Annotated in this window: 12 protein-coding genes; 8 read left to right on the top strand and 4 right to left on the bottom strand. The window is 73.7% G+C overall.

Translation table 11 applies throughout. The features are described 5' to 3' along the window. Positions 1 to 137: 137 nt before the first annotated feature. Both ACIRRU_RS21085 and ACIRRU_RS21080 read right to left on the bottom strand, forming a co-directional pair. Positions 138 to 2,126 carry an ATP-binding protein gene (locus tag ACIRRU_RS21085; RefSeq protein WP_403682697.1) on the bottom strand — a complete coding sequence of 663 codons (1,989 nt, stop codon included), beginning with the start codon at positions 2,124 to 2,126 and terminating at the stop codon, positions 138 to 140. Further along, positions 2,119 to 2,826 carry a response regulator transcription factor gene (locus ACIRRU_RS21080; protein WP_403682865.1) on the bottom strand — a complete coding sequence of 236 codons (708 nt, stop codon included), beginning with the start codon at positions 2,824 to 2,826 and terminating at the stop codon, positions 2,119 to 2,121. Before ACIRRU_RS21080 ends, ACIRRU_RS21085 begins: the two co-directional genes overlap by 8 nt. Before the next feature lie 317 nt (positions 2,827 to 3,143). Between ACIRRU_RS21080 and ACIRRU_RS21075 the strand changes: the two genes are divergently transcribed. The 7 genes from ACIRRU_RS21075 (at position 3,144) to ACIRRU_RS21045 (ending at position 13,571) form a co-directional block, all read left to right on the top strand. Beyond that, entirely contained in the window at positions 3,144 to 4,439 is a 1,296-nt protein-coding gene (locus tag ACIRRU_RS21075; protein ID WP_403682694.1) for a cytochrome P450, read from the top strand. After that, entirely contained in the window at positions 4,436 to 5,689 is a 1,254-nt protein-coding gene (locus tag ACIRRU_RS21070; protein WP_403682692.1) for a cytochrome P450, read from the top strand. Before ACIRRU_RS21075 ends, ACIRRU_RS21070 begins: the two co-directional genes overlap by 4 nt. 513 nt (positions 5,690 to 6,202) lie before the next feature. Further along, complete coding sequence (locus tag ACIRRU_RS21065; protein ID WP_403682689.1) at positions 6,203 to 7,705, top strand: aldehyde dehydrogenase family protein; 1,503 nt, start codon at positions 6,203 to 6,205, stop codon at positions 7,703 to 7,705. A 149-nt stretch (positions 7,706 to 7,854) separates the two neighbouring features. Continuing rightward, positions 7,855 to 9,468: a GMC family oxidoreductase gene (locus tag ACIRRU_RS21060; RefSeq protein ID WP_403682686.1), complete on the top strand. Its 1,614-nt coding sequence runs from the start codon at positions 7,855 to 7,857 to the stop codon at positions 9,466 to 9,468. Continuing rightward, positions 9,465 to 10,610 carry a glycine betaine/L-proline ABC transporter ATP-binding protein gene (locus tag ACIRRU_RS21055; protein ID WP_403682683.1) on the top strand — a complete coding sequence of 382 codons (1,146 nt, stop codon included), beginning with the start codon at positions 9,465 to 9,467 and terminating at the stop codon, positions 10,608 to 10,610. The genes ACIRRU_RS21060 and ACIRRU_RS21055 overlap by 4 nt, the downstream gene beginning before the upstream one ends. Continuing rightward, on the top strand, positions 10,610 to 12,595 hold the full coding sequence (locus tag ACIRRU_RS21050) for an ABC transporter permease (protein WP_403682680.1): 1,986 nt from the start codon (positions 10,610 to 10,612) through the stop codon (positions 12,593 to 12,595). The genes ACIRRU_RS21055 and ACIRRU_RS21050 overlap by 1 nt, the downstream gene beginning before the upstream one ends. 1 nt (position 12,596) lies before the next feature. Continuing rightward, positions 12,597 to 13,571 carry an ABC transporter substrate-binding protein gene (locus ACIRRU_RS21045; RefSeq protein WP_403682679.1) on the top strand — a complete coding sequence of 325 codons (975 nt, stop codon included), beginning with the start codon at positions 12,597 to 12,599 and terminating at the stop codon, positions 13,569 to 13,571. A gap of 48 nt (positions 13,572 to 13,619) precedes the next feature. Here ACIRRU_RS21045 and ACIRRU_RS21040 read toward each other — a convergent pair whose 3' ends face one another. Together ACIRRU_RS21040 and xylB are read right to left on the bottom strand one after the other, a co-directional pair. Next, complete coding sequence (locus ACIRRU_RS21040) at positions 13,620 to 14,987, bottom strand: cytochrome P450 (protein ID WP_403682676.1); 1,368 nt, start codon at positions 14,985 to 14,987, stop codon at positions 13,620 to 13,622. Positions 14,988 to 15,236: 249 nt separating this feature from the next. Next, on the bottom strand, positions 15,237 to 16,718 hold the full coding sequence (xylB, locus tag ACIRRU_RS21035; protein WP_403682673.1) for a xylulokinase: 1,482 nt from the start codon (positions 16,716 to 16,718) through the stop codon (positions 15,237 to 15,239). A gap of 244 nt (positions 16,719 to 16,962) precedes the next feature. On the opposite strand from xylB, the gene xylA reads away from it, so the two are divergent. After that, positions 16,963 to 18,129 carry a xylose isomerase gene (xylA, locus tag ACIRRU_RS21030; protein WP_403682670.1) on the top strand — a complete coding sequence of 389 codons (1,167 nt, stop codon included), beginning with the start codon at positions 16,963 to 16,965 and terminating at the stop codon, positions 18,127 to 18,129. The last annotated feature ends 17 nt before the right edge of the window (positions 18,130 to 18,146 follow it).

The following is an 18,146-nucleotide window of genomic DNA, read 5'->3' as shown; positions in this document are numbered from 1 at the left end:
GAGGAAGCTGTCAGGGCGCTGTGGTCATCCCATCAGGGCATCCGTCAGGGCGTCGGCGGGGTGGCCGGCAGCCCGTTCAGCGGGGGTGCCGACCGGGAGACCGCCCGTCCGGTGCCGGAGCGTCGGCCAGGTGTCCGTCAGGGTGTCGGCGGGGTGGCCGGCAGCCGGAGCGTGAAGGCCGACCCCGCGCCCTCCGTGCTGGTCGCGCCGACCGTCCCGCCGTGGGCCTCGGCCAGCTTCCGCACGATGGCGAGCCCGAGGCCGCTGCCGCCCGTGCGGCGGCTGCGGGACTTCTCCGCGCGCCAGAAGCGGTCGAAGACGTGGTCCAGGTCCCCGGCCGGAATGCCGGTCCCGGTGTCCGCCACCTCGATGGCCACCTCGCCGGACCCGGCTCCGGGCCCCACCCCCGACCCGGCCCGGGGCTGCGCCCCGGCACCGTACGCGCGCAGCGTCACCGTGCCGCCCGCCGGAGTGTGCCGTACCGCGTTGGAGACCAGGTTGCCCACCGCCTGCCGCAGCCTCACCGGGTCGGCCCGCACCTCCGGCGCCGGGGCCGCCTCCACCCTCAGCGTCACGCCCGCGGTGTCCGCCCCGGCCTGGTGGGCGGCGGCCACCTGGTGCAACAGCTCCCCGACCCGGACCGGTTCGGGGTGCAGCCGGAGCACGCCCGCGTCCGCGGCGGCCAGGTCCTGGAGGTCGTCGATGATGTGCTGGAGCTGCACGGCTTCTTCCAGCAGCGAGGAGACGAACGCCGGGTCCGGGTCGGCCAGTCCGTCCTGGGCCGCCTCCAGCCAGCCGCGGATGTTGCTCAGCGGGGTGCGCAGTTCGTGGGCCACATCGCTGACCATGGCCTTGCGCTGCTCCTCCAGCCGCGCCCGGTGCGCGGACATGTCGTTGAACGCGGCGGCCAGTCTGCCGATCTCGTCGTCTCCCGGCACCGGGACGGAGGCGTGCTCCTCACCGTCGCGCATCTGCTGCGCCGCCCCGGTCAGCGCGTGCAGCGGGCGGACCAGCCTGGTGCCCGCGAGCACCGAGGCACCCACGGTCAGGGCGAGGACCAGGGCCGCCGCACCGGCGATCTTCGCGGTGTTGGCGGGGGAGAGGTCGAAGCCCGGCACCGTCGTGCCGCCGTCGTCCCCGATGAACAGCAGCGCGGGGGAGGCCACGTACGAGCTGAGCTGTTCGCTGCGCGCCGTCCCCACGCACGAGGCGACCGCCCGGTCGTCCTCGCCGGTGAACTCGCGGGGCGGCTCGGGGACGGGCACCGGGCGGGTCTCCCGCGGGTCGTCCGGCGGCCGGCGCCCGGGGACGGCGGCGACCTTCCTGCCCCAGTAGAGGTCCTGGTCCAGCCGCACACCTTCCCGCCCCTGGCGCTTCAAGCACGCGTCGGCCAGCCCGTTGAGCGCGTCGAGCGCCTTCTGTTCCGTCCGGGTCGGAGTTTCCAGGTCCGTGAGGCCGCACTTGGTGTCCACGGCCCGTCCGGGGTCGCTGCCCACCATCTGCACCTTGGGCCGGCCGCTCGGCCCCACGACCACATCGGCGGCGACCCCCGCCCGGTTCAGGCACATCGCGTTGCGGTCGGCGAGCTGCCGCAGGTGCGTCCGCTCGGACGTCGGCAGCAGGTACGGGCCCACCGCGCGGGGGTCGATCCGGTCGGCGTCCGTGCCCTGCCCCTCGGTGCTCCGGGCGGCCAGCACGGTGTCCACGGACAGCGGGTCGACCACCGCGGAGGCCTCCGGCGGCAGGGCGGGCGGGGTCTCCGCGGTGGCGGAGTCGGCGAGCGGCCGCCTGCTCTGCGTGGTCAGCGCCACCCGGCGGCCCGACTGCTCGGCCAGTTCCCGGACGGTCGCGTCCACCCCGTCCCAGGTCCGATGGCGGGCCGCGTAGCCGAGCAGGGTGTCGTAGATCCGGGCGTCCGCGGTGAGGGTCCGGCCCTGTTCCTGGAGGATCGCGCCCGAGGTGGTCTGGACGGCGATCCAGGCCGTGGCCGCCACCGAACACGCGGCGACCAGTGCCGACACACCGAGCAGCCGTCCCAGCAGGCTCCGCCGCAACGGCACCCGCGACCGGGCCCGGTCGTCCCTGCCGCCCCGGTCCCGTCCGGTACCTCGGCCGTTCCTACGCACGCCGTGCGTCCTTCGCCGGGTCGGTGAGCTTGTAGCCGACGCCGAACACCGTCAGCAGCCGCTCCGGCCTGCGGGGGGTCCGCTCGATCTTCTTGCGCAGGTTCATCACGTGCACGTCCACGGTCCGGTCGCTGATGTAGCGGTCGAACCCGTGCAGTTCCTCCAGCAGCCGCTGACGGCTGAACACCCGGTCCGGGCCCGCCGCCAGCGCCGCCAGGATGCGGAACTCGCCCCGGGTGCACTCCACCGACTCCCCGCCCACCGACACCTCGTGCCGCTCCGGGTCGACCACCAGCGCACCCACCCGCAGGACGGGATCCTCGGCCACCGGTCCCGGGGGCGCCGTCCGCCGTGCCCGGCGCAGCAGGGTGCGGACCCGGGCCATCAGCTCGCGCGGGCTGTAGGGCTTGGTGAGGTAGTCGTCGGCGCCCAGGTCGAGCCCGAGCAGCAGATCGTCCTCCGTCGAGCGGGCGGTCAGCATCAGTACGGGCAGCTCCCGGCCCTCCGCGCGCAGCACTCGCACGACGTCCAGGCCGTCGGTGCGCGGCATCATCACATCCAGGACCAGCAGGTCGGGCTCCCGGTGCCGGACGGCGTCGAGCGCGGCGCGGCCGTCGCCCACGATCCGCACGGCGTGTCCCTCCCGTTCCAGGTAGCGGCGTACCAGCTCCGCCTGCTTGTCGTCGTCCTCGGCCACCATGACGTCTGCGCACACGCCCCCGATCGTAGAGCGGGACCACGGGACGGGGCCGGGCGCGGGGCGAGAGCCGGGGGAGCCGCGCGGTCCGTTCACCGCGCGGATGCGCCGAGCGGAAGGTGATCGAGAGTCGACCGGAAGTCGATCGGAGGTCAATTGGAAGTCAATCAGAATTCTGTCCGAGAGCGATCGTGAATCGTTCGGAAATCGTTCGGGAATGAGCGAGAACGGCCCCGGTGGTTCGCCGAACCTCCTTATAGTGATGCCGCGTTGATCGTAGGGTCGCAACGCGCGAAGCCGCCGCCACTGGAGTCCGTACGATGACGAATTCCCCCTCCGCCATGCCCGCGCCCGCCACCGGCGGCGGTTGCCCCATGGGCGCCGGAACAGGGGCCGTTCCGCTCAGCGGACCGGGCTTCCACACCGAACCCCACGCGCTCTACCGCTCCATGCGGCGCGAGCACGGACCCGTCGTCCCGGTCGAGCTTCCCGGCGGCTTCCCGGCCTGGCTCGTGATCGGCTACCGGGAACTCCACCAGGTCACCAGCGACGGGGAGTTGTTCCCCCGGGACGTCTCGCTGTGGAACCAGTGGGAGAACATCCCGGCCGACTGGCCGCTGCTCCCCATGGTCGGGACGCCCGTCCCCTCGATCTACTTCACCGCCGGGGCCGAGCACCGCCGCCACGCCGACATGGTGATCCCCGCACTGGAAGGGGCCGATCCCTTCGTGATCCGGCAGGACTGCGAGCAGCTGGCCGACCGGCTGATCGACGCGGTGTGCAGCCGCGGCACCGCCGACCTCGTCGCCGAGTTCGCCGAACCGCTGCCCGTCCTCGTGCTCGCCCGGCTCGTCGGCTTCCCCGACGACGAGGGTGCCGACATCGCGCGGGTGCTCAAGGACCTCGCCGACGGCGGGCCCGGCGCACAGAAGGCGCACCTGCGCTTCGGCGAACACATGGGGCGGCTCGTCGCGGCCCGGCGGGCGCGGCCGGGCGACGACGTGACCTCCCGGATGCTCGCGCACCCCGAGCCGTTCACGGACGAGGAGTACGCGCTGGACCTGATGGCCATCACCGCCGCGGGGCACCTGCCGACCGCCGACTGGATCAGCAACTCCACCCGGCTGATGCTGACCGAGGACCAGTTCGCCGACGCCCTGTCCGGCGGGCGGCACAGCGTCGCCGAGGCCATGAACGAGGTGCTCTGGGAGGACGCCCCCACCCAGATCCTGGCCGGGCGGTGGGCCGCCCGCGACGCCCGGCTCGGCGGACACCAGATCGCCCGCGGCGACATGCTGCTCCTCGGCCTCGGCGCGGCCAACGGGGACCCGCACATCCGGCAGCGGGTCACGGATGTCGTGGTCCGGTCCGGACAGGGCGGCAACAGCGCCCACCTGGCGTTCAGCCACGGCGAGTACCGCTGCCCCTTCCCCGCCCAGGAGATCGCCGAGATCATCGCCCGTACCGGCATCGAAGTGCTGCTCGACCGGCTGCCCGACCTCGAACTGGCCGTCCCCGCGGCGGATCTGGTGCGCCGCCCGTCCGCCTTCCTGCGCGGCATGACCGAGCTGCCCGTCCGTTTCACCCCCGTACCCAGAACTGGAGACGCGTTGTGAACTGCCCGCACACTGCCGCCGCGCAAGCCGACCGGGGCGCCGGGACCATCGTCATCGACCCCATGGTCCAGAACCTGGACGGCGAGACGGCGCGGCTGCGCGACGCCGGAGTCCTGGCCCCCATCGATCTGCTCGGGGTGCCGGCCCGGACGGTCACCCGGCACGCCGAGGCGCGTCAGCTGCTCGTGGACCCGCGGCTGGTGAAGGACATCAACGCCTGGGACCTGTGGCGCAGCGGTGCGGTCACCCACGCCTGGCCGCTGATCGGCATGATCGACGCCGGGCGCTCGATGTTCACCGTGGACGGGGCCGAGCACCGGCGGCTGCGCACCAAGACCTCGCAGGCCCTCACCCCGCGGCGGCTCGAAGCGGTCCGCCCGGCCATCGAGGAGTTCACCCGGGAACTGCTCGACGACCTGGACTCCGCCCGCGGCGAGGACGGCGTGGTCGACCTCAAGGCGGTCTTCGCCCAGCCGTTGCCGATGCGGGTGGTCGGGATGCTGATGGGCGTCGACGCGTCCCAGCACGCCATGCTGACCCGCCGCTACAAGGCGTTCTTCTCGATGCTCACTCCGCAGGACGAACGCCTGGCCCTCCTCGCCGAACTGGACCTCTTCTACGCCGATCTCGTCCGGGAGAAGACCGCCCGGCCCGCCGACGACCTCACCAGCGCGCTGATCCTGGCGGAGGAGGGCGGCGAGCCGCTGACCGAGGAGGAGGTGGTCGGCAACCTCAAGGCGATGGTGGCCGCCGGGCACGAGACCACCATCGGGCTGATCCTCAACGCCGTACGGGCCCTGCTCTCCCACCCCGGCCAGCTGCGCCTGGTCCTCACCGGGGAGGCCGGCTGGGACGCGGTGATCGAGGAGACGCTGCGCTGGGACACCCCCACCACCCACCTCCTGATGCGCTTCGCCACCGAGGACATCCCCGTCGGCGACGACGTGATCCGGCGGGGGGAGGGCATCGTCATCTCCTACCGGGCCATCGGGCGCGACACCGGGCAGCACGGCCCCGACGCCGACGCCTTCGACATCACCCGCCCCACCCGGGGCCGCCACATGACCTTCGGGCACGGCCCGCACATCTGCCCCGGCGCCGCCCTGTCCCGCGTCGAGGCCGCCGTCGCGCTGCCCGCCCTCTTCACCCGCTTCCCCAAGCTCCGCCTGGCGGTCCCGGACGAGGAGATCACCAAACTCCCGGTGATGACGCAGAACGACATGGCCGCCTTCCCGGTCCTGCTGGACTGAGAAACCCGGGGCGGCCCGGGGGAGTGGTGGCCCGAGCGATCGGGGGGAGTGGAAGGCCCGAGCGGCCGGGGGAGTGCGAGGCGTGGGACGCCGGACAGGGTTCCTTGCGCCCGCCCCGCACCGCCCCACCGCCGCGGCCCCGCCGGCGGAGGCCGCGCACCGTCGGGGCAGGGAGGCGGCCGTGCTCCCCGCCGCCGGAGTCCCCGAGCACGGCCGCCGCCCCGGCCGCCGACGGCGACCCGGGCCGGAGACATGGGCCGGATACGGCCGCCCGGTGGCTCGCGGGGCGGGGCCCGGTGAGCGGTGCTCCCCCCCCGTACCCCCCCCGCACGTCCGCCGGGGGACCGCGCGGCTTTCCCGCGTGAGGCGTATCACTCTCCGTGAAATTCTCGGCATACATTCGGCCGGGCCGGGGAGGGGTCCCTGCCGCTGGTGCCCGTACCTCGGCCGCCACGCGACACGCCCCGGCCGAAACCGGAGGGGGTATTTCAGGCACGGAAGGCGAAAAACGACATGTCGGCGCTCAGTACCATCCACATCGACGGCACCTGGCGGGCCGCCGCGTCGGGCGAGACCCGTGAGGTCCTCGACCCCGCCGACGCCACCGTTCTCGCCGTCGTCGCGGAGGGCGGCACCGCGGACGCCGACGCGGCGATCGCGGCGGCACGGCGCGCCTTCGACGACGGCCCCTGGCCCCACAAGCCCGTCGCCGAACGGGCCGGGCTGCTGCGCCGGGTCGCCGACCTGCTCCAGCGGGACCGCGAGGAGATCGCGATCACCGAGAGCCGGGACACCGGCAAGACCCTGGAGGAGGGACGGGTCGACGTCGACGACGTCACCGCGGCCTTCCGCTACTTCGCCGACCTCGTGATGAACGAGAGCGGCGGCCGGGTCGTGGACGCGGGTGACCCCGACGTCCACAGCATCGTCGTGCACGAGCCCGTCGGTGTCTGCGCCCTGATCGCCCCCTGGAACTACCCCCTCCTCCAAGCCAGTTGGAAGATCGCCCCGGCCCTCGCCGCGGGCAACACCTTCGTGCTCAAGCCCAGCGAGGTCACCCCCCTCTCCACCGTGCACCTGATCAAGCTGCTCGCCGAGGCCGGGCTTCCCGACGGGGCCGCCAACCTCGTCACCGGCGCGGGCGACCCGGTGGGCGCCCGGCTCTCCGAGCACCCCGACGTCGACCTGGTCTCCTTCACCGGCGGCCTCGCCAGCGGTACGAAGGTGGCCCGAGCCGCCGCGCCGACCGTGAAGAAGGTGGCCCTGGAACTGGGCGGCAAGAACCCCAACGTGGTCTTCGCCGACGCCTGCGCCACCGACGAGGGCTTCGACACCGCCGTCGACCAGGCCCTGAACGCCGCGTTCTTCCACAGCGGCCAGGTCTGCTCCGCCGGGGCCCGCCTGATCGTCCAGGACACCGTCAGCGAGCGCTTCGTCGCCGAACTGGCCCGCCGCGCCGACGCGATCCGCCTGGGCCGCGGCACCCTCGACGGCGTGGAGTGCGGCCCGCTCGTCTCCGCCCAGCAGCTCGCCAAGGTCGAGGCGTACGTGGCCTCGGCCCGCGAGGAGGGCGCCGTGGTCCGGTCGGGCGGCGCACGCCCGGAGCCGAGCGACGTACGCCCCGAGGGCGGCTACTTCTACCGGCCGACGGTCCTGGACGGCTGCCACCGCGAGATGCGGGTGGTCCGCGAGGAGACCTTCGGCCCGATCCTCACCGTCGAGACCTTCCGTACCGAGGAAGAGGCCGTCACCCTGGCCAACGACACCGACTACGGGCTCGCGGGCGCCGTGTGGACCGCGGACCCCGGCCGGGCCCGCCGGGTCGCCGGACGGCTGCGCCACGGCACCGTCTGGATCAACGACTACCACCCCTACCTCCCGCAGGCCGAGTGGGGCGGCTTCGGGAAGTCCGGCACGGGCCGCGAACTGGGCCCGACGGGGCTCGCCGAGTACCGCGAGTCCAAGCACATCTACCAGAACCTCAACCCGCGCCCCCAGCGCTGGTTCGCCGGCTGACGCCCGCAGGCTCCGGTCGTCGTCCGCCCGCCCGACCGGCGGCGTCCGGCAGGCACGCCCCGGCCCCGGAGCGACGCGATCCCGGGGCCCCGTCCGGCTGTTCGCAGCACCACGTACACGCACGAACCTTGCAGAAGGAGCAGTGACCGATGCCTCCCACCCCCCGCAGCACCGCGGTCCCCGACCCCGGGAGCCCCGTGGCCGACTACGTGATCGTCGGCGGCGGCACCGCCGGATCGGTCATCGCCTCCCGGCTCACCGAGGACCCCGACGTCACCGTCACGGTCATCGAGGGCGGCCCCACCGACATCGACCGCGAGGACGTGCTGACCCTCCGGCGCTGGCTCGGCCTGCTCGGCGGCGACCTCGACTACGACTACCCCACCACCGAGCAGCCGCGCGGCAACTCCCACATCCGGCACAGCCGCGCCCGGGTCCTCGGCGGCTGCTCCTCGCACAACACCCTCATCAGCTTCAAGCCGCTGCCCGGCGACTGGGACGAGTGGGCCGAGGCGGGCGCCGAGGGCTGGGACGCGGCCGCGATGGACCCGTACTTCGCCCGGCTGCGCAACAACATCGTCCCGGTGGACGAGAAGGACCGCAACGCCATCGCCCGCGACTTCGTCGACGCCGCCCAGCGGGCCGCCGGGGTCCCGCGCGTGGACAGCTTCAACAGCGAGCCGTTCCACGAGGGCACCGGCTTCTTCGACCTCGCCTACCACCCCGAGAACAACAAGCGCTCCTCCGCGTCGGTCGCCTACCTCCACCCGCACATCGAGGCCGGTGACCGGCCCAACCTCCGTATCCTGCTGGAGACCTGGGCCTACCGCCTGGAGCTGGACGGAACCCGCGCCACCGGCGTGCACGTGCGGACCCAGGACGGCGAGGAGATCCTGCTGCGCGCGGCCCGGGAGGTCATCGTCTGCGCCGGTGCGGTCGACACGCCCCGGCTGCTGCTGCACTCCGGGATCGGCCCGCGCGAGGACCTGGAAGCGCTGGGCATCGAGGTCCGCCACGACCTGCCGGGCGTCGGCGAGAACCTGCTCGACCACCCCGAGTCCGTCATCGTCTGGGAGACCGACGGGCCCATCCCGGAGAACTCCGCGATGGACTCCGACGCGGGACTCTTCGTCCGCCGCGACCCCGCGTCCCGGGGCCCGGACCTGATGTTCCACTTCTACCAGATCCCGTTCACCGACAACCCCGAGCGCCTCGGCTACCGCAAGCCCGAGCACGGGGTGTCGATGACGCCGAACATCCCCAAGCCGCGCAGCCGGGGCCGCCTCCACCTCACCAGCGCCGACCCCGGGGCCAAGCCCGCCCTGGACTTCCGGTACTTCACCGACGAGGACGACTACGACGGCCGCACCCTGGTCGACGGCATCAAACTGGCCCGTGAGATCGCGGCCACCGAACCGCTCGCCTCCTGGCTGAAGCGCGAGGTGTGCCCCGGCCCCGAGGTCACCTCCGACGAGGACATCAGCGAGTACGCCCGCAAGGTCGCCCACACCGTCTACCACCCGGCGGGCACCTGCAGGATGGGCGCCGCCGACGACCGGGAGGCGGTCGTGGACCCGCGGTTGCGCGTCCGGGGCCTGGACGGCCTCCGGATAGCCGACGCGTCCGTCTTCCCGACGATGCCCGCCGTCAACCCGATGATCGGGGTCCTCATGGTCGGCGAGAAGTGCGCCGAACTCCTCAAGGACCGGGCGGACGCCACCGCGCCGGCCACGGCTGCCGGCACCGGAGGCGATGCCCGATGAACGCAACCAGGAAGCCGACCGGAAACGGGACCGGCGACAGGGCCGCGAACGGCGACGGGGGCGGGGAGGGCCGGGACGTTCCGGTGTTCTCCGTACGCAACCTCTGGAAGGTCTTCGGACCCCAGGCCGACCGCGTCCCCGGCGGTGAGCACGCCGGGCTCCCGCCCGCCGAACTCCGCGAGGCCACCGGCTGCACCGCCGCCGTGCGCGACGTCTCCTTCGACGTCCGCAAGGGCGAGGTCTTCGTCGTCATGGGCCTCTCCGGCTCCGGCAAGTCGACCCTCGTGCGCTGCCTGACCCGGCTGATCGAGCCCACCAGCGGCACTCTCGCCATCGACGGCGAGGACGTCCTCGCGATGGACCGCGCCCGGCTGCGCGAACTGCGCCGCCACCGGGCCGCGATGGTCTTCCAGCACTTCGGACTGCTGCCGCACCGCACCGTGCTGGACAACGTCGCCTACGGCCTGGAGGTCCAGGGCATGGGCAAGGCCGAACGCCGGGCCAGGGCGGCCGCCCTGGTGGCCAAGGTCGGCCTGGACGGTCTGGAGGACCGCCGCCCCTCCCAGCTCTCCGGCGGCCAGCAGCAGCGCGTCGGGCTCGCCCGCGCGCTCGCCGCCGACCCGTCCGTCCTCCTCTTCGACGAACCCTTCAGCGCCCTGGACCCGCTGATCCGCCGCGAGATGCAGGACGAGGTCGTCCGGCTGCACCGCGAGGAAGGCCGCACCATGGTCTTCATCACCCACGACCTCAGCGAGGCGCTGCGCCTGGGCACCCGGATCGCGCTGATGCGCGACGGCGGCATCGTCCAGCTCGGCACGCCCGAGGAGATCGTGGGCTCGCCCGCCGACGACTACGTCCGCGCGTTCGTCCGCGACGTGCCGCGCGAACAGGTCCTCACCGTCGCCACCGCGATGCGCCCCGCCCGCGCCGGGGAGAGCGAACACGGCCCGGCCGTCCGCCCCGACGCCACCGTCTCCGAGGCCATCGAGGCGGTCGCCCGCTCCGGCAGCCCGGCGGCCCGGGTCATGGACGCCGGGCGCCTGGTCGGAGTCGTCGACCACGCGTGCCTGCTGGACGTGGTGGCCGGAGCCTCGGCGTCGGCCCCCGGCGCACCGGACGGCCCCCGCGAGGTGACCGTCTGATGGCCACCGCCCAGGCCACCCCGGTCCGCCCCGCACGGGCGGGCGCCGACCGGGGGCCGCTGGCCTTCCTCCGCGGACACCCGGCCGCCGCCAAGCTGCTGCTGCTGGCGCTCGCGGCCGCCGTCCTCGTCCCCCTCGCCCACGGGCAGTGGGGCAGCGGCATCTGGCCCCAGGCGCTGACCGCCGACCTGTCCGAGCCGCTCGGCGGGGTCACCGACTGGATCGTCTCCCACCGCGACAACCACCCGCTGTTCCTCTACTTCTTCGGCCACATCAGCAACGCCGTCGTGCTCTCCGTACGCGCCGTCTACCTGGTGCTGCTGGCCCTCGGCTGGGCCGGGGTCACCGTCCTCGCCGCCGCCGTCGCCTGGCGCGTCGCCGGCCTGCGGCTCGCGCTCACCGCGGGCGTCTCCTTCCTGGTCTGCGGGCTGCTCGGCATGTGGGTGCCCACCATGCAGACCCTCGCGCTGATGGCCGTCGCGGTCCTCGCCTCCGTCGCGCTCGGGCTCCTTCTCGGCCTCGCCGCCGGACTGTCCGGCCGCGTCTTCAGGGTGCTGCGCCCGGTCCTCGACACCATGCAGGTGCTGCCCGCGTTCGCCTACCTGCTGCCCGTGGTGCTGGTCTTCGGCATCGGCGTCCCGGGCGCGGTCCTCGCCACCGTCGTCTACGCGGCTCCGCCGATGGCCCGCCTCACCGCGCTGGGACTGCGCGGGGCGGACCACGGGGTCATGGAGGCGGTGGCCTCGCTCGGCGCCACCGGGCGGCAGCGGCTGCTGACGGCCCGGCTGCCGCTGGCTCGCAAGGAGCTGCTCCTGGGCCTGAACCAGACCATCATGATGGCGCTGTCCATGGCCGTCATCGCCTCCGTGATCGGCGCTGGCGGCCTCGGCGACCGCGTCTACCAGGCGCTGTCCTCCGTCGACGTCGGCGCGGCCCTCGCCGCGGGCATCCCGATCGTGCTGCTCGCCGTCGTCCTGGACCGTACGACGGAGGCGGCGGGCCGCCGCATCGGCGCCGAGCCCACCGGCCCGGCGCTCCTGCGCGGCCTGCGCGGCTGGTCGCTGGCCGCCGCCCTCACCGCCGTCGCGGCCGTCGTGGGGCGGCTCGCGGGCGGCCAGGTCTGGCCCGACGAAGCCACCCTGGCGATCGCCGGACCCGTCAACACCGCCAAGGACTGGATGGTCGACCACCTCTACACCGGCGTGCCCGTCGTCGGCGGCACCGCCGACCTGGCGTCCGGGTTCACCAGCCACGTCCTCAACCCGCTGCGCGGCGGGCTCACCGGTCTGCCCTGGTGGTCGGTGCTGCTGATCGTCGCCGCCCTCGCCTGGACCATCGGCACCTGGCGCACCGCCGCCACCGCCGTCCTCGCGATGGCCGCGATCGGGGTCCTCGGCGTGTGGGAGCCCTCGATGGACACCCTCAGCCAGGTCCTCGCCGCCGTGGCGGTCACCCTGGTCCTCGGCTTCGCCGTCGCCATCGGGGCGGCCCGCAGCGAGCGCCTGGAACGGTTCCTGCGGCCGGTCCTGGACGTCTTCCAGACCATGCCGCAGTTCGTCTACCTGATCCCCGTCGTCGCCCTCTTCGGCGTCGGCCGCGCGCCCGCCGCGGCTGCCGCGGTCGTCTACGCGCTGCCCGCCGTCGTCCGCATCACCACCCAGGGCCTGCGCGGCGTCGACCCGGCGGCGATGGAGAGCGCCCGTTCGCTCGGCGCGACCCCCGGCCAGCAGCTGCGCCAGGTCCAGATCCCGCTGGCCCGGCCCGCCCTGCTGCTCGCCGTCAACCAGGCCGTCGTCCTGGTCCTCGCGGTCGTCATCATCGGCGGACTCGTGGGATCGGGCGCGCTCGGCTACGACGTCGTGTTCGGCCTCGCCCAGGGCGACCTGGCCACCGGGCTGGTCGCCGGAGCGGCGATCGTCTGCCTGGGCCTGATGCTCGACCGGGTCACCCAGCCCACCGCCCGCCGCCAGCGACAGGAGAGCTGAGATGACCCCCTCCCGTACCCGCCTGCTGACGGCGCTGTCGTCGGCCGCCGCCCTGCTCGCCACGGCGGGCTGCGGCGCCGCCGACATGACCCGGCAGGCCTCCCCGTTCGCCGCCCCCGCGGGGGTGAAGACGGTCACCCTGTCCGTGCAGTCCTGGGTCGGCGCCCAGGCGAACGTCGCCGTCGCCCAGCAGCTGCTGACACAGGAGCTGGGCTACCGCGTCGACCTGGTCCAGACGGACGAGGTCCCCGCCTGGGACGCCCTCAGCCAGGGCCGGGTCGACGCGATCCTGGAGGACTGGGGCCACCCGGACCAGGAGAAGCTGTACGTCGACGAGAAGAAGACCATCGTCAGGGGCGGCGACCTCGGGGTCACCGGCCACATCGGCTGGTACGTCCCGAAGTACTTCGCGGACGAGCACCCCGACGTCACCGACTGGAAGAACCTCGACAAGTACGCGGACGAGCTGAGGACCGCCGAGAGCGGCGGCAAGGGCCAGCTGATGGACGGCTCACCCTCCTACGTCACCAACGACGTGGCCCTGGTGAAGAACCTGGACCTGGACTTCACGGTGGTCTTCGCCGGTTCCGAGGCGGCCCAGATCACCCAGATCCAGCAGTTCGCCAAGGAGAAGAAGCCCTTCCTCAGCTACTGGTACCAGCCGCAGTGGCTGTTCAACGAGGTGCCCATGGTCGAGGTCGAGCTCCCCGCCCACACGGACGAGTGCGCGGCGAAGGCCCCCGAGGACATCGACTGCGCGTACCCGACGACACCGCTCCAGAAGTTCCTCAACGCGGACTTCGCCGAACGCGGCGGGGAGGCCGCCGCGTTCCTCAGGAAGTTCCACTGGTCGGAGAAGGACCAGAACGAGGTCTCGGAGCTGATCGCCTCGCGGAAGCTGACGCCCGAGGAGGCGGCGGAGCGCTGGATCGACCGCCACCCGGACGTCTGGAAGAAGTGGCTGGCGAACGACTGACACCCCCGGTGCCCGGCCCCGCACGGAGCCGGGCACCACGTCGTGCCCCTACCGCGCCCGGAGTGTGGCCAGCACGTCCCGGTCCGGCTGGAGCGTCAGGCTCGGCACCGGTCCGATCTCGCCCGGGTCGACGTCCAGGTCGAAGCGGCGGGCCAGCACGGCCAGGATGAGGACCGCCTCCACCATCGCGAAGCGCGTACCGATACAGACCCGGGGGCCGCCGCCGAACGGGAACCACGCGTACTCCGCGATCTCCTCGCCCTTCTCCTCGTCCCAGCGCTCGGGCCGGAACTCCTCGGGCTCCGGGAACCACCGCGCGTCGCGGTGGGTGGCCCACTGGCTGGTCCACACCCGGGTCCCCTCCGGGACGGGCAGCCCGCCGAGCCGTGCCCCCTCCCTGGCCACTCCGGTGATCAGCCAGATGGTCGGGTACAGCCGCAGGGTCTCCTTCACCACCGTCTGGGCGTAGGGGAGCCGGGCGTAGTCGTCGAAGCCGGGCTCCCGGCCGCCGAGCACCCTGTCCAGCTCCTCGGTGAGCGCCGCCCGGACCCGGGGGTTGCGGGAGAGCAGATACCACGCCCACACCAGCGTCGAACTGGTCGTCTCGTGGCCGCCGATGTACAGCGTGACCGTCTCGTCCCGGATCTCCTCGTCGCTGAGCCGGGTGCCGCTCTCGTCGACCGCGGTGAGCAACCGGCTGAGCAGGTCGGGGCGTTCGCTCTCGCCGTCGCGGTGCCGGGCGACGACCCGGCCCACCTCCGCGTCGATGACCGCGGCGGCCTTCCTGATCCGCGCCCGGCCCGGGGTGGGCACCCAGTCCGGCAGCAGCGCACCGATCCCGGCGAACTCCTTGCCGATCTCCAGCTGGGCGACGTCCATGGCCCGGCCCATCGCCTCGGAGTCCGCCGGGCTGTCCACGCCGAAGATGGTGCGCACCGCGATCTTCTGGGTGAGGGCCGCCATCTCCCGCTTGATGTCGACGCGTTGACCGTCCGACCAGCTGTCTGCCAGCTCCACCGCGGCGGCCGCCATGGTCGCCGCGTACGACTTCACCTGCTTGGGCCGCACCGAGGGCTGCACCAGGGACCGTTTGCGCCGCCAGTCCCGGCCCCGGGCCACGATGATGCCGTTGCCCATCACCGCCCGGAACGCCACTCCGAGGCTCGGCTGGTCGAAGGTGCCCTCGGTCTCCGTCAGCAACTCGCCTATGCGGTCCGGGTCGGCGAGGAAGAGGCACCGGTTGCGGCCGAACCGCCAGCGCACCATGTCGCCGTGGCCCCGCAGGAGTTCGAAGAACGCCAGGGGGTTCTTCGCGAACCGCGGCAGATTCCCCAGCAGCGGCAGCCCCTTGGGGCCCGGTACGAACGCTTGGCCGCGCGAGGGGGTGTCGAGCGCCGGACCGGTCTGCGTGGACATCGGGGAACTCCGCTCCCTGGGGCGTGCCGCGGGCGGCACGCGCGCGTTCGGACCCCGCCGGGCACGGCGGGGCGGCACTCCGCCGGGCGGCGTCCCGGACGACCCGGAATCCGTCATCAGCCCTACGGAATAAGTGAGTTGTCGAGCGTAGCCCGGCCGCCGCCAGGATTCGAACAGGCAAAAGCGGACGGAGTCACCGCCGCCTGTGACCATCCCGTCATGCCGACCGGCCCCCTGTCCGGCGGCCGGTCAGCCGCCGAGCAGGGGGCCCGCGGCGCGGTCCAGGACCGAGGTGACGCGCTGCCAGGTCTCCGTGTCCCGGGCCACCGGGTCGAGCCGGCGGTCCGTCCCGTTCCGCTGCCACGCCGTCGCCACCGCCACCGGGTCACCGCCGCCCGCCGCCGAGGCCGCGAGCGCCGCCGCGCCGAGGGCGACCAGCTCGCCGCTGCTGGGGATGACCAGCGGGCGGCCGGAGAGCCGCCGGACCGTCTCCACCCACGTCCGCCCCTGGGCCCCGCCACCGATCAGACGCAGCGGCCGGGCGGCGACCTCGGGGGCCCGCGGGTCGAGCCCGCAGGCCGCCAGGAGTTCGTCCATCGCCCGCAGCACGGTTACGGCCGCGCCCTCGTAGGCGGCGCCCAGGAGCCGCTGCCGGGTGGTGTCGTGGCGCAGTCCGGTGAGCAGCCCGGCGGCGGTCGGCAGGTCGGGGGTCCGTTCGCCGTCGAGGTACGGCAGCAGGACCGCCTCGCCGCCGGGCGCCGCGTCCTCGCGGTCCAGGCCCAGCAGATCGGCCACCTTGTCCACGGCGAGCGTGCAGTTGAGGGTGCAGGCCAGCGGCAGATACGTTCCGTCGGCGGCGGCGAACCCGTTGAGCGCCGTGGCGGCGGGCCGGGTGCGGGAGGCCGCGAACACCGTCCCGGAGGTGCCGAGGCTCAGGACCGGGTGGTCCAGCAGCCCGGCGCCGCCCAGCCCGAGGCCCACCGCGGCGCTCATGTTGTCGCCGGTCCCGGCCGCCACCGCGATGCCGGTGGGCAGGCCCAGCGCCTCGGCCGCGGCCTCGGTCAGCGAGCCGACCCGGGCGCCCCCGGTGGGCGCGACCTCGGGGAGCAGGGCCGCGTCGAGGCCGAGGAGTTCCAGCACCTCGGGGTCGTAGCCGCCCTTCGCCGTGGAGTACCAGCCGCTGCCCGACGCGTCGCCCGGGTCGGTGGCGGCGACGCCCGACAGGCGCTCGGTGAGGAAGTCGTGGGGGAGCCGCACGCCCGCCGCGGCGCCCGTGCTCGCCGGGTCGTGCTCGCGCAGCCACTGCCACTTGGAGGCGGTGATCGAGGCCACCGGTACGGAACCGGTGCGCGCGGTCCAGGCCTCCGGCCCGCCGAGCGCCTCGGTGAGGGCGGCGGCCTGCGGAGCGGAGCGGGTGTCGTTCCACAGCAGCGCCGGTCGCAGCGGGCGGCCCGCCCGGTCCAGCACGACGAGCCCGTGCTGCTGTCCGGCGACCGCGATACCGGTGACCGCGCGGGCGGGGAGGCCGGACTCCTTCAGTCCGGCGGCCACCGCCTCGCACAGCGCCCGCCACCAGATCTCCGGATCGCTCATCCGCGCCCCGGACTCCCCGGTGACGACGTGCGGGGAGCGGCCGACGGCGAGCTGTTCACCGGTCGCGGCGTCGATGACGGCGGCCTTGGTGGACTGGGTCGAGCTGTCCACGCCGATGACGACGGCGGGTGACGGCATGGGGGCCTCTTTCGCGCGGGACGCCGTCGCGGAGACGTCCTGATCAGGTGGCTCTGGCAGGAACAAATTACGGGATGCCCGGCCTCGTGCACAGGGGCCCTGACGCGCTCCGCACGGTGCTGCGCGAGGCAGGGGGGTTCCCCGGCCCGGGTCGGGTGTGCTTGATTAGTCATGACACTGAACTAATCGGGCGCCGGTCTGCCGGCCGGGCGTCCCGACGGCAGGCGAAGGCGGTCGGACGACGATGACGGAACGCTTCACCCCCACCCCGGACGACAAGTTCAGCTTCGGCCTGTGGACCGTGGGCTGGCAGGGCCGGGACCCCTTCGGCGACGCCACCCGCGCGGCCATCGACCCCGTCGAGTCCGTCCAGCGCCTCGCCGGACTCGGCGCCTGGGGCGTGACCCTCCACGACGACGACCTGATCCCCTTCGGCTCCACGGACGGCGAACGCGAGCGCATCGTCAAGCGCTTCCGGGCGGCCACCGACACCAGCGGCCTCGTGGTGCCCATGGTGACGACGAACCTCTTCACCCACCCCGTCTTCAAGGACGGCGCGTTCACCGCCAACGACCGCGACGTACGCCGCTACGCGCTGCGCAAGACCCTGCGCAACATCGACCTCGCCGTCGAACTCGGCGCCACCACCTTCGTCGCCTGGGGCGGCCGGGAGGGCGCGGAGTCCGGCGGTGCCAAGGACGTCCGGCTCGCCCTGCACCGGATGAAGGAGGCCTTCGACCTCCTCGGCGAGTACGTCGTCGAGCAGGGCTACGACCTCCGCTTCGCCGTCGAGCCCAAGCCCAACGAGCCGCGCGGCGACATCCTGCTGCCCACCATCGGCCACGCCCTCGCCTTCATCGAGCGCCTGGAGCGCCCCGAGCTGGTCGGCGTCAACCCGGAGACCGGCCACGAGCAGATGGCCGGGCTCAACTTCCCGCACGGCATCGCCCAGGCGATGTGGGCGGGCAAGCTCTTCCACATCGACCTCAACGGCCAGTCCGGCATCAAGTACGACCAGGACCTGCGCTTCGGGGCGGGCGACCTGCGCCAGGCGTTCTGGCTGGTCGACCTGTTGGAGAGCGGCTACGACGGCCCGCGCCACTTCGACTTCAAGCCGCCGCGCACCGAGGACCACGACGGCGTCTGGGCCTCGGCCGCCGGCTGTATGCGCAACTACCTGATCCTCAAGGAGCGCGCCGCCGCCTTCCGCGCCGACCCCGCCGTACGCGAGGCGCTGCGGGCCTCCCGCCTGGACGAACTGGCCCGGCCCACCGCGGGGGAGGGGCTCGCGGGCCTGCTCGCCGACCGCAGCGCCTACGAGGACTTCGACGTGGACGCCGCCGCCGGACGCGGGATGGCCTTCGAGGCCCTGGACCAGCTGGCCATGGACCACCTGCTCGGCATCCGCTGACCCGGACACGCACGCGG

The organism is Streptomyces sp. NPDC101181 (assembly GCF_044767975.1).
Classification (GTDB): Bacteria; Actinomycetota; Actinomycetes; order Streptomycetales; family Streptomycetaceae; genus Streptomyces.
This window is presented reverse-complemented; position numbering and strand designations above follow the sequence as displayed.